10 protein-coding genes and 1 tRNA gene are annotated in these 12,196 nt (G+C 31.3%); 4 read left to right on the top strand and 7 right to left on the bottom strand.

The features are described 5' to 3' along the window. Positions 1 to 54: 54 nt before the first annotated feature. From ACXGQT_RS04625 to ACXGQT_RS04595, 7 genes are all read right to left on the bottom strand, one after another. On the bottom strand, positions 55 to 525 hold the full coding sequence (locus ACXGQT_RS04625) for a CPCC family cysteine-rich protein (protein WP_457830230.1): 471 nt from the start codon (positions 523 to 525) through the stop codon (positions 55 to 57). Positions 526 to 599: 74 nt separating this feature from the next. Beyond that, complete coding sequence (locus tag ACXGQT_RS04620; RefSeq protein WP_457830229.1) at positions 600 to 1,250, bottom strand: ATPase; 651 nt, start codon at positions 1,248 to 1,250, stop codon at positions 600 to 602. 281 nt (positions 1,251 to 1,531) lie between these two features. Further along, positions 1,532 to 1,948 carry a hypothetical protein gene (locus ACXGQT_RS04615; protein WP_457830228.1) on the bottom strand — a complete coding sequence of 139 codons (417 nt, stop codon included), beginning with the start codon at positions 1,946 to 1,948 and terminating at the stop codon, positions 1,532 to 1,534. A 70-nt stretch (positions 1,949 to 2,018) separates the two neighbouring features. Beyond that, on the bottom strand, positions 2,019 to 2,291 hold the full coding sequence (locus ACXGQT_RS04610) for a helix-turn-helix domain-containing protein (RefSeq protein WP_457830227.1): 273 nt from the start codon (positions 2,289 to 2,291) through the stop codon (positions 2,019 to 2,021). A gap of 341 nt (positions 2,292 to 2,632) precedes the next feature. Further along, complete coding sequence (locus ACXGQT_RS04605; protein ID WP_457830226.1) at positions 2,633 to 3,880, bottom strand: site-specific integrase; 1,248 nt, start codon at positions 3,878 to 3,880, stop codon at positions 2,633 to 2,635. Positions 3,881 to 4,101: 221 nt separating this feature from the next. After that, a tRNA-Asp gene (locus ACXGQT_RS04600) sits at positions 4,102 to 4,175 on the bottom strand. 122 nt (positions 4,176 to 4,297) lie between these two features. After that, the gene (locus tag ACXGQT_RS04595) at positions 4,298 to 5,806 is read right to left on the bottom strand and encodes an acyl-CoA dehydrogenase family protein (RefSeq protein ID WP_457830225.1); all 1,509 of its coding nucleotides are present in this window, start codon (positions 5,804 to 5,806) and stop codon (positions 4,298 to 4,300) included. Between the two features lie 312 nt (positions 5,807 to 6,118). Between ACXGQT_RS04595 and thrA the strand changes: the two genes are divergently transcribed. The 4 genes from thrA (at position 6,119) to gcvT (ending at position 12,189) form a co-directional block, all read left to right on the top strand. Continuing rightward, positions 6,119 to 8,572 carry a bifunctional aspartate kinase/homoserine dehydrogenase I gene (thrA, locus tag ACXGQT_RS04590; RefSeq protein ID WP_457830224.1) on the top strand — a complete coding sequence of 818 codons (2,454 nt, stop codon included), beginning with the start codon at positions 6,119 to 6,121 and terminating at the stop codon, positions 8,570 to 8,572. A gap of 90 nt (positions 8,573 to 8,662) precedes the next feature. Further along, complete coding sequence (locus tag ACXGQT_RS04585) at positions 8,663 to 9,595, top strand: homoserine kinase (RefSeq protein ID WP_457830223.1); 933 nt, start codon at positions 8,663 to 8,665, stop codon at positions 9,593 to 9,595. 131 nt (positions 9,596 to 9,726) lie between these two features. After that, complete coding sequence (gene thrC, locus ACXGQT_RS04580; protein WP_457830222.1) at positions 9,727 to 11,025, top strand: threonine synthase; 1,299 nt, start codon at positions 9,727 to 9,729, stop codon at positions 11,023 to 11,025. A gap of 81 nt (positions 11,026 to 11,106) precedes the next feature. Continuing rightward, the gene (gene gcvT / locus ACXGQT_RS04575; RefSeq protein WP_457830221.1) at positions 11,107 to 12,189 is read left to right on the top strand and encodes a glycine cleavage system aminomethyltransferase GcvT; all 1,083 of its coding nucleotides are present in this window, start codon (positions 11,107 to 11,109) and stop codon (positions 12,187 to 12,189) included. Positions 12,190 to 12,196: the final 7 nt, after the last annotated feature.

The raw sequence follows: 12,196 nt of genomic DNA, 5'->3' as shown, positions 1-12,196 counted from the left end.
AGTAAAAGTAATCTTCTTTGTCGCAAGTGAATTTTATTGATGTTTTTAGAAAAATTAAATTAAAATTCTTAGTTCTTCTTTTAATTTGGTAAGTGCTGTTTCCTTTTTTTTATCTAACTCAGCTTTTTTATCCGAATCCATGGGAAAAATTTCATGTGAGTAATAAAATTTTTCAAAACGATCGTAACGGTAAATTGCTTTTATAATTCTTTTAAAATCCTGTACTGTTTTAGGTTGTTCTAAAACTTCTTCGCCACTTTGAATTCTATAATCTGTTAAAGTTAGTTTTTCACCAGCACAGTGGTTAGGCCAATCTTCCTGTTCATCATTATAACCATTGTCTTCCCAATCACAGATTCGACAAATATCGTAAGCTCCTTCATCATCAAAAATGGGAAAACCACAAGACTCACATATATATTTTTGTACGTGATACACTTCTAGATACTTTTTAAAAAAAGCTCTTCTTTTTTTGAAATCTTCAATAATATCACATTCAAAATCGACTAGAATTCTCTTTTTCATTAAAATAGCTATTAATAAAATCCCGCTTTATTTAAACAAATTTAATTTTGATACATGTGGTCATTCTGCACTAATTACCTTTTGTCTTTACAATTCTTATCAAAAGCCACTAAATTAAAAAGCTGTCGCATTCTAGAACGGACTCTAGAACCGTAACGTTCATCAATTTCTTCTGCGTTGAGGTTTGTTGTAGCAAATGTTAGTTTTTTGTTTTGGAGGAATAAATCATACCTGGAGAGTAATATTTCTCCCATTACATTACAATCTTGTCCAAAGTGTTTTCCATCAGGTTCTACTCCTAAATCATCAAAACAAAATGAAAATCCTGAACCGTATTTTTCTATCACTTCAAAACCTTTGCTATTGAATTGAAAGGTTAAGAATCTGCTAGGAATTACTTCGTAATTGATAACGTTTGGAGAAATATGTTTTAATAATTTCATCCAACTTGTTTTACCACAACCTACGGGTCCAGAAAGTAAAATTCCTTTGTGGGGATCTAAACCGTATTTTTCACAATTTTTATAATCTCGGATAAAATACAAGCAGAGCTTGTAAAGTAAAAACATGTCATCTTCATAGATTTTAAAGTTCTTTCCAAAGGTTAATCGGCCTTTGTAGTTCAGGTAAGCAACAATTTTATCAAAATCGTAGTGGATGATATTATTTTCTATGGTGCCTAATTCGAATAGGGTTTCTTTTTCGTGAATGATGTGTGGGTGCATAGAGTTTGTTTTAAAGTTTAATTTCTCTACGTTCATTTTGTCTTGACACAAAACGAACCAAAAAGTCAAGACTTCAAGAACATTTCTAAAATGCTATTCTCATTTTCTAAAGAAAAAGAACTCACTACTTCCTGAAATAAATTCAGGATTTCGTTCAGACACCTTTTTCTTTTACGAAAATTTCAAATCCATTTTTACGAAATAATCTTGTATGTCATTTGTTACAAGATTTTCATTTTTTAAAATCGGCCGGAACTTTTATTTTTTTTTTAAAAAAATGCTCATAATGGTTGGCTATAATCTTTGTCATTTTCAACTTTTAAATAATCAGAATTTTGATTTTCCTGTTTATAATGTTTACTATGTTTATTATAGTTTATATAAGGCCCCGATACTTGTCCCACTTTTGGTACCGTAGTTGTCCCACTTTTGGTACGGTATCGGTTCACTACTTGTTCACTACTTGTCCCAAAATTGAACATGTGAATTTTACTTCCAATATGAGGGTTATGAGAGGGTTTGTAAATGATATATTTCCACTCTGATAAATCACGTAAACATTTGTGATAAGTTCCCTTAGATCCAATCCTTGACATTTGCATCACTTCATTTCTATTGATAAAAAATTCCGATGAGAATCTGGCTTTATTCCAGTGATAGAACAAAGCCATATACATGCTTACATGCGTAGGATTCATTTTTGAGTCGGTTTGTATTTTTACAAAGAAATTACTGAGATGTGATATGTAATTAATCTCAGCCATTAACTCAATGTTTTACTTTATTCTCCTCCATTACTTTCTGAATCTCTTCAGCATCGTAATAAATAATTCCTCCAATTTTGGTATAGGGTAAAGTTCCATTGATTCGAAGTGTCTGTAGTGTTCCTGGACTTACTTGAAGCAGTTCCATAACTTCGTTAGATTTTAAATACTTCTTGTTTTTGGTTATTGAATTTGATTCAAGGAGTTTTTTAAAAGCTTCTAATAGTTCGGTTTTAAATTCTCTTAAATCATCTGTCGTAATAATTGCTGCTGGCATAATTTTACAATTTTAATGGTTAACTAATAGTTTGATTTGACTTTCGTTCTTCAAAATTTTAAACTTTTGATGGATATTTTTCGGTACCTATTCGGTACTACCGAAAAATAAATTTTAAAAAACAAAACCTCAACATTTATAAGGGTTGAGGTTTTTGATGAATATATAATTTTATAGAATACTTCCTTAAAATGTAAAACTCGTAACTACGAAAGGGTTACGAATTTTCAATCTTCATCCATTTCGAGTTTCTGTATAAGATTTATAGGTAATTTGGATATAAACTTTGTTTGAATAGAAAGCTCTTCTTTAAAACATGTTGAAAACGCTTAAGTTGATTATCATGAAACTCTTTGTATATTCGGCTTGGAAGAGAATTTTTCTTTAAGAATATTCATATCTTCACTAACTTTTTTATCTACAATTTTTGCGTAAATCTGGGTCGTGGTAAGTTTGGTATGTCCTAACATTTTTGATACCGTTTCAATAGGAATTCCGTTAGATAATGTAACCATAGTTGCAAAGGTATGGCGTGCCATGTGAAAGGTTAAATTCTTAGTAATTCCACATACATCAGCTATTTCTTTTAGGTAGCTATTTAGCTTCTGATTGGAAATAGTTGGTAGTAATATATTTGAATGTAAAACACGTAAGTTTTCGGTATATGAATTTATGATGTTTTCAGCGGATTCTAACAATGGAACTTTTACAGGAGTTCCTGTTTTTTGTCTTTTGGTCATTATCCAATTACCTCCATCAATACCTATTACAATGTTATCTGGAGTTAAATTTTTAATATCTATATAAGCTAAACCTGTATAACAGCTGAATAAAAATAGGTCTTTAACCAATTGTAATCTTTCAATTCTTGAATGATAGTTTTGAATACTCTCTAATTCATATTCTGTTAAATATTCTCTTTGTTTCTTTATGAAAGTAGGAGAGAACCTAATAAAAGGGTCTTTGTTAATCCATTCCAGTTCAACTGCCATCTTTATCATTTTACGGAGTCTTTGAATGTGTTTCATAACTGTATTATTTTCAATTGCATGTTGACCGTTTGTAGGTTGATAATTACGTAAATAGGATTCATAACCTAACAAAAATTGATAATCCAATTGCTTGAGGTATAAATCGGTAGTTTTTAGTAGTTCATTTACATATAAAAAAAGATACTTTTGAGATGTCTTGTAACTACGTAAAGTGTTTTTATGGATTTTTTTCTCAACAAATTGATTGTGATATGATACTAAATCTTGTAAAGTTTTATGTTTTTGGTCGGTACCTAAATACCTTACTTTAACTAATTGTGCAGTAATTAATTTTTCTTCAAGCTCTAACTCTCTATAAGCTTTTGCAATTTTAGATTCTTCTTCTTTAAGAAACTGATTTAATATCCTTGCTTCATTAGAATTTCCTCTAACTTTAGATTTGGAATAATCCCAAGAATCGATATTAATTTTCTTGTTTAAACTAATATTAGCTCTTTTAGAATTAATTGTGATTCTAAAATAAATAATAGCAAAACCAGGTTCTACTTTTTGAGTATACAACCAGGTAAGTAATGAATAAGTGTTTGATGATACCATAGTAATCGTCTTTTGTGGTGAAACAATAGGACGAAAGTCAAGTCAAACTAATAGTATCTGTTTATTGTAAAGAGGTTAGTAATTTTAAGCTTAAAATTATACTAACCGAAATACTTACCTAATATATAAAATATTTTGTTTTGTATTCAAATCAGCATAAATAAAAAAACCTTATAAACATAATGTTTATAAGGTTTTGAAAGAGATTAATTTTTCTCTTGCGGTCTGGACGGGACTCGAACCCGCGACCCCCTGCGTGACAGGCAGGTATTCTAACCAGCTGAACTACCAGACCGTTGCTGTTAGCGGTGGCAAATATACAACTTAATCACAGTTGTGCAATGAAAAAATAAAACTTTTTTCAAAAAAAATAGCGGTGTAAAAACACCGCTACCTATCTATTTCATTAAGAAAAACTTAGACTAAATTTAGCCAAGTACTATCTTGTTTATAATCAGTAATTAAGTTTGTGTTTTCTTGGAAAGTAAGAGAACTTACACAGGCAGTTACTTCGTGTTTTAAAGAAGTAATACATTCAGAAACCAAATCGGCTCTAAAACCTTTAATTCCTAAATCAACAACAAAGTTTGCAGAAACTACTCTACCAATAATCCTTCCTAAATCTACCATTTTACGTTGAGGTAGCTCCATATTAAGGTTAAAGTTTAAAATATCTTTAAAAAATTCTGAAGATTTAATAGTTAAATCATATTCTTTTAAGAAGTCGAATAAATTGGTGATTTTTTTACGCTTCATCAATTTCATTACAGCTTCAGATATTTGAGTATATAACATCTCGTTAGATCCTTCAAAAATCATAAAAGCCCTGCTGTCCATTATTCCTCTAGCACCAATATTTTCTTCTTTGTAACCAGAAGAACCAGATAATTGTACTAAGGTTTGAGCAGAGGCTTGCATCATATCTGTAATTACAGATTTCATACTATTGGCTTCTACCTGATCCATAGCTAATTCATTATCAATACCACTGTGTTCAGCACTACGAGCACACATGGCAGAACATACTGTAAAAGCCGACTGAATGTTGGCTATTTGCTCTTTTACTTTATCTAAAGCTAATAAGTTTTTACCACCTACAATTCTGTTGGTACAGTGTTCAATAGCTTCGTCCATCATTCTTTTAATGAATCCCATAGCCATACCAGGGAATTGCATTCTAGAACGATGTAATAAATCTAACATTAATTTAATACCTGTACTACTTCCTTCTAATTTTTGATTTTCAGGAACTTTTAAGTCTAATTTATTGTTTCCGTATGGAATAGCATATAAACCAGCGTTGTTGTAATATTCATCAACAATAACTCTTTGTTCTGGATCTTGATTATCAGCAATAAAAAAATCGATATCTCTACCTAATCTTCCATCTTCTCCTTTTTTACGAGAAGTAATCAACCAATAATCTGCTAAACCTGTTAAACCTTGCCAATGTTTATATCCTTCAATATGGTATTTTCCATCTTTGTAGGTATTAGAAGTTTCCATACTTAAGGCATCCGATCCAAAACTAGGTTCTGTAATCATTAACCCTCCCATATTTCTTTCTTCTAAAAAACGCTTAAAAATAGGAGCTTTCACTTCTGGCTTAGCGTATTTTGCTACTGGTTCTAAAAATAATGCTATATTAATTCCAAAGGTTAAAGAAAGAGGTAAAGATTCGTAAGAAGCGGCTTCTAATATCCCTAAGCATTCTTTTACTTTTACTCCTCTTCCTCCATATTCAGTAGGAATTGCTACTGATAAAGGCTTTTTTGCCATGATATCTCTAAAAACCAAAGAGGGAAACCCTCTTACTTGGCTAAACTTTTGGATATCATCTTTCTCATAAAAAACACTTTTTAAAGTATCTTTAAAATCCTTTAAAAAACTTTCATAAGAAATGTTTGTAATATCTTTTATTGACATATTATTTGATTGTCTTTACTAATTAGTAGCGCAAATATACAATTCTTAATAAGTATATATGAGATATCAAAGGTTTTATTGTATTATTTATATTTAATTTTATGAAATTTAGAGGTGGTTTTTTTAAATAATTTCTTAATTTTGATGCGTGAAAAATACAGAGACTACATATTTAACAACTTCTTTCTTTACTACCCTTTGGGGTTGTCTTTGTTATTTATATATATAAACCGTAAAATCTTGTACTTTAATTGATATGACTTTCATTAAACATCAAGTACTGTTTTTTTTCTCAATCATTCCTACATTTATATGAAAATCTTAAAATTCGGAGGGACTTCAATCGCCTCAGCAGCAAATATTAATCGTGTTATTAATATTTTAAAATCAAATAGCGAAAACCATCAAATAGCAGTTGTTTTTTCTGCCATCAATAAAACTACAGATGCTTTAATTAGCATGGCATCAAAAGCTCAAAAACAAGACGATACTTATAATACTGATTTAAGTGAATTAGAAAGTTATCATTTTGATGTTGTTAGAGAATTGATACCTGTAAACAATCAAAGTGGAGTTTTAAGTGGGGTTAAAAAAATATTTAATGAATTGGAAAACATACTAGAAGGTGTGTTTTTATTACAAGAACTTTCTGCAAAAACCAATGATACTATTGTGAGTTACGGTGAGTTCTTATCAACTTTTATTATAACCAAGGCGTTACAGTGTCAAGAAATTGATGCAGTGTATAAAAATACTGGTGAGTTAATTGTAACAAATAGTAATTTTGGAAATGCCGCTCCTATTATAGATCTTACCGATATCAATATCAAAGAATATTTTGGGAAGCACAAACACGATATTACAGTTTTACCTGGGTTTATTGCTCGTAATGAAGAAGGTGAAAAAACGACTTTAGGTCGTGGAGGTTCTGATTATACTGCTGCTATTTTAGCAGCTGCTCTAGAAGTGGATCAATTAGAAATATGGACAGATGTAAGTGGAATGTATACTGCTAATCCTAAGTTGGTAAAACAAGCAAGACCTATAAAGACTTTATCTTATAGTGAAGCAATGGAATTGTCTCACTTTGGAGCTTCTGTTTTACACCCGCCAACAGTACAGCCAGTAATGAATAAAAATATTCCATTATATATTAAGAACACTTTTAAACCTGAAGAATCAGGATCTTTTATTACCAATGAAAATATAAAAGGAGGAGGTGTAGTAAAAGGAATTAGTCATATAGACAATATTGCTTTGGCAACAGTAGAAGGTAATGGATTAATAGGGATTCCAGGAGTCTCTAAAAGATTGTTCAGTGCTTTGTCTGATAAAAAAGTTAATGTTATTTTAATCACTCAAGCATCTTCGGAACATTCTATTTGTATTGCTATTGATGGAGGTGATGTTGAAAAAGCCGAACTAGCCATTCAAGAAGAATTTGCATATGAATTAAGTTTAGGGAAAATAGATCCTTTACATATCGAAAATAAAATGGCTATTGTAGCCATTGTTGGAGAAGAAATGAAAAGCCATCAGGGAATTAGTGGTAGAATGTTTAGTGCTTTAGGAAAAGATAATGTAAACATTCATGCCATTGCTCAAGGAGCTTCAGAGAGAAATATATCTACTGTAATAGATGCTAAAAATGTAAAAAAAGCATTGAACGGATTACATGCTGAGTTTTTTGAAGGACATATTACCAAGTTAAACTTGTTTGTTGTTGGTGTTGGTAATGTTGGGGGAAAATTATTAGAACAAATAGAAAAGCAAAAAGCTTATTTATTAGATAAATTGCAGTTGAGTATAGAGGTTGTTGGAATGGCAAACTCTAAAAAAATGATATTCAATGAAGAAGGAATAGATCTTTCTAATGATTGGAAACAAAACTTAATAGACAATGGTGAAGAGCTAAATCTTGATTTATTCCATGAGTATGTTAAAGAAATGAACTTAAGTAATAGTGTTTTTGTAGACAATACTGCTAATGAAACTATTGCTGGTTTATATGCTAGTTATTTAAAAGAAAGCATAGGAGTGGTTACTTGTAACAAAATAGCTGCTTCTTCAGATTATGAAATATATGCTCAGTTAAAGAAGCTATCTCAAGAGTTTAATGCTCCTTATCTGTTCGAAACAAATGTTGGAGCTGGATTGCCAATTATTAATACATTAAATAATTTGGTACAATCTGGTGATCAAATCATTAAAATTCAAGCCGTAGCTTCAGGTTCATTAAACTTTATTTTTAACTCATTTGTGGGAGATGCAAATTTTGCGAAAATTGTTGATGAAGCTGGTGAATTAGGGTTTACAGAACCAGATCCAAGAATTGATTTAAGTGGGGTAGATGTAGCTCGTAAAATATTAATTTTAGCTCGTGAAAGCGGAGCAAAATTGAATTTAGAAGATATAGAAAATAAATCTTTCTTACCAAAATCTAGTTTAGAAGCTGGTTCTATTGCTGATTTTAAAAAGACATTAATTTCTGAGGCAGCTCATTTTGAAGCTATCAAAGAAAAAGCTGCTGCAAATAATGCTGAATTAAAATATGTGGCTGAATTTGTAAATGGTAAAGCAAATGTTTCTTTACAAGAAGTTGATAGTAAACATCCGTTCTCTAACTTACAAGGAAGTGATAATATTGTGTTGTTCTTTACAGAAAGATACCCAGAATATCCATTAATTGTAAAAGGAGCAGGAGCTGGAGCAGATGTAACAGCTTCGGGTATTTTTGCTGATATTATTAGAATAGGGAAAGGATAAATTAGTACAAAGTATTCAGTACACAGTACTTAGTTCTGTTACAAAGAGAAATCTTTGTACTCAGTACTCGGTACTAAATACTATAATAAAATGAAAGAAATAAAATTATTTTGCCCAGGTACCATTGCCAATGTTTCTTGTGGTTTTGATGTGTTAGGTTTGTGTCTTGATACTACAGGTGACGAAATGGTTATCCGTAAAGTAGAGACACCTGGTGTTAAAATCACAAAAATAATAGGTCAAGACTTACCGTTAGCTACAGAAAAAAATGTAGCCGGGGTAGCTGTTTTAGCTATGTTAGAAAAGTTAAATAACACTATTGATGGGTTTGAAATAGAAATTTATAAAAACATAAAACCAGGTAGTGGTATTGGTAGTTCTGCTGCAAGTAGTGCTGGTGCTGTTTATGGTGTAAATGAATTATTAGGAAAACCGTTTAGCAATCATGATTTAATTGAGTTTGCTATGAAAGGTGAAGAGTTGGCAAGTGGTGTTCCCCATGCCGATAATGTAGCTCCTGCTTTATTAGGAGGGTTTACATTAGTGCGTGCTACCACTCCTTTAGATGTTATAAAATTACATACACCATCAGAATTATATGCTACTGTTATTCATCCGCAAATTGAAGTTAAAACAGCAGATGCTCGTCAAATTTTAAAAAGTAAATTAAGATTAAAAACAGCCATTACCCAATGGGGAAATATTGGAGCTCTGGTAAGTGCTTTGTATACGGAAGATTATGATTTGCTTTCTCGATCATTACACGATGAAATTGTAGAACCTATTCGTTCTATTTTAATTCCAGCTTTTGATTTGGTAAAGCAAGAATGTAAAAAAGCAGGTGCTTTAGGTTCAGGAATCTCAGGTTCAGGCCCTTCTATTTTTGCTTTAAGTAAAGGTGAAGAAACAGCACATAAAGTAGCAGAGGCTATGAAATCTGTTTATGGTAAAATTGGAGTAGATTATGATATTCATATCTCAAAAATTAATGATCAAGGGATTAAAATAGTATCTAGTAATTAGGATCGATCAAAAGGTATATGAGATGTCACTTCGAGTGATTTTTGAGACACGAAAAAATTGTATCGAGAAGTAAATTATAAATATTTGGGTGTTCAAGCAAAGTCTAGAACAGAACAAACAATAAGTAAAAAATGAAATATTTTAGTTTAAACGAAAATGCACCTTCAGTATCTTTTAGAGATGCTGTTGTAAATGGAATTGCTCCAGATAAAGGATTGTATTTTCCAGAAAGTATTACACCGTTATCTCAAGATTTTATCCAGAATTTAGATAACTATAGCAATGATGAAATTGCTTACGAAATCATCAAACAATTTGTAGGTGATGAAATTCCTGCTGAGGATTTAAAAGAGATCGTTAAAGAGACTTTATGTTTCGATTTTCCAGTAGTACCTATTGAAGAAAACATAGGTTCTTTAGAGTTATTTCACGGACCAACCATGGCTTTTAAAGATGTGGGAGCTCGTTTTATGGCTCGCTGTTTAGGATATTTTAATCAAAAAGAAAACAATACTAACGATGTTACTGTGTTGGTAGCTACTTCTGGTGATACAGGAGGAGCTGTTGCAAGTGGTTTCTTAGGTGTTGATGGTGTTAAAGTGGTTATCTTATATCCTAGTGGTAAAGTTTCTGATGTACAAGAAAAACAATTAACTACTTTAGGACAAAATATCACTGCTTTAGAAGTTGAAGGGGCTTTTGATGATTGTCAAGACATGGTAAAAACAGCTTTTTTAGATGAGTCTTTAAAGGAATATAGAACATTAACATCTGCAAATTCTATCAATGTAGCTCGTTGGTTACCGCAAGCATTTTACTTTTTCTTTGCTTACAAACAATTAAAAGATAAATCAAAAGACATTGTATTCTCTGTTCCTAGCGGAAACTTTGGAAATATTTGTGCAGGAATGATTGCTCAAAAATTAGGATTGCCTATTAAAGAATTTATCACAGGTACCAATGTTAATAGAGTAGTTCCTGCTTATTTAGAATCTGGAGTTTACGAGCCTAAGAAAACCATTCCTACCATTTCTAATGCCATGGATGTAGGAGCTCCAAGTAATTTTATAAGAATAGAAAAATTACATGATTTTGATATTGAAAAACTACGTAAGAATTTAAAAGGATATTCTTATACTGATGAGGAGTCAACAGCGGCTATGGGACATTTATATAAGAAGTTTAACTACGTTGCAGAGCCACATGGAGCTATTGGTTATTTAGCTTTAAAAAACTATTTAAAAACAGTAGAAAATACTCAGGGAGTGTTTTTAGAAACAGCTCACCCTGTTAAATTTATGGATGTTTTATATCCTGGAGTAGCAGAAACTATTGAGTTACCAGAGCAAATTAAAGCTGTAATAGACAAACCAAAGGTTTCTATTAAAATTTCAGATTATAACGGATTGACAGGTTTTTTAAAGTCTTAAAGTCTGTGCACATACACCACATTAAAATCCCCAGTTTGGGGATTTTTTTATTTACTTTTGTTACTTAATATACCTTTATTAATGAAAAATACAGCACTTACACACATACACGAACAACTAGGAGCTAAAATGGTTCCATTTGCAGGATTTAATATGCCTGTTCAATACGAAGGAGTAAAAGTAGAACACGAAACAGTTAGAACTGCTGTTGGGGTTTTTGATGTTTCTCATATGGGAGAGTTTTTGTTAGAAGGACCAAATGCTTTGGCTTTGATTCAGAAAGTTTGCTCTAATGATGCTAGTAAATTAGCTATAGGAGATGCACAATACGCTTGTATGCCAAATGAAGATGGTGGTATTGTAGATGATTTGTTGATTTATCGTGTAAAAGAAGAGTTATATCTTCTGGTAGTTAATGCTTCTAATATTGAAAAAGATTGGAATTGGATAGAAAAACATAACGACTTAAATGTGGCGATGAAAAATCTTTCTGATATTTATTCTTTATTAGCCATTCAAGGTCCTAAAACAACGGAAGCATTACAAAGTTTAACTTCTGTAGATTTGGCTTCCATTCCATTTTATAAATTTGTGGTTGGTGATTTTGCAGGCATAGAACATGTCATCATTTCTGCTACGGGATATACAGGAGCTGGTGGTTTTGAAATTTATTGTAAAAATGATGAGGTTGCTCAGGTTTGGGAAAAAGTTTTTGAAGCTGGAAAAGAATTTGGAATAAAACCTATTGGATTGGCTGCACGTGATACTTTGCGTTTAGAAATGGGATATTGTCTATATGGTAATGATATCAACAACACTACTTCTCCAATAGAAGCAGGATTGGGTTGGGTAACTAAATTCAATAAAGATTTTATTAATAAGGAAAACATTTTAGCTCAAAAGGAAAATGGTGTTGCTAAAAAGTTAGTCGGTTTTGAAGTTGTTGACAAAGGAATTGCAAGACACGATTATCCTATTGTTAATGCTGATGGAAATGAAATTGGGATTGTAACTTCTGGAACCATGTCACCAAGTTTGAACAAAGCTATTGGGTTAGGGTATGTAACTACCGAGAATAGTAAAGTTGGTGATGAAATTTTCATTGAAGTTAGAAAAAAACAAATAAAAGCCAAAGTGGTAAAGTTGCCTTTTTACAAAGGATAATTAAAAT

Source organism: Wenyingzhuangia sp. IMCC45467 (assembly GCF_054111205.1).
This window is presented reverse-complemented; position numbering and strand designations above follow the sequence as displayed.

What these genes read in the sequence shown, in the direction of transcription:
- ACXGQT_RS04625 (WP_457830230.1), bottom strand. Translation starts at nt 525, where the DNA reads ATGAAAAAGAGAATTCTAGTCGATTTTGAATGTGATATTATTGAAGAT.
- thrA (WP_457830224.1), top strand. Translation starts at nt 6,119, where the DNA reads ATGAAAATCTTAAAATTCGGAGGGACTTCAATCGCCTCAGCAGCAAAT.
- ACXGQT_RS04615 (WP_457830228.1), bottom strand. Translation starts at nt 1,948, where the DNA reads ATGAATCCTACGCATGTAAGCATGTATATGGCTTTGTTCTATCACTGG.
- ACXGQT_RS04595 (WP_457830225.1), bottom strand. Translation starts at nt 5,806, where the DNA reads ATGTCAATAAAAGATATTACAAACATTTCTTATGAAAGTTTTTTAAAG.
- ACXGQT_RS04610 (WP_457830227.1), bottom strand. Translation starts at nt 2,291, where the DNA reads ATGCCAGCAGCAATTATTACGACAGATGATTTAAGAGAATTTAAAACC.
- thrC (WP_457830222.1), top strand. Translation starts at nt 9,727, where the DNA reads ATGAAATATTTTAGTTTAAACGAAAATGCACCTTCAGTATCTTTTAGA.
- ACXGQT_RS04620 (WP_457830229.1), bottom strand. Translation starts at nt 1,250, where the DNA reads ATGCACCCACACATCATTCACGAAAAAGAAACCCTATTCGAATTAGGC.
- gcvT (WP_457830221.1), top strand. Translation starts at nt 11,107, where the DNA reads ATGAAAAATACAGCACTTACACACATACACGAACAACTAGGAGCTAAA.
- ACXGQT_RS04605 (WP_457830226.1), bottom strand. Translation starts at nt 3,880, where the DNA reads ATGGTATCATCAAACACTTATTCATTACTTACCTGGTTGTATACTCAA.
- ACXGQT_RS04585 (WP_457830223.1), top strand. Translation starts at nt 8,663, where the DNA reads ATGAAAGAAATAAAATTATTTTGCCCAGGTACCATTGCCAATGTTTCT.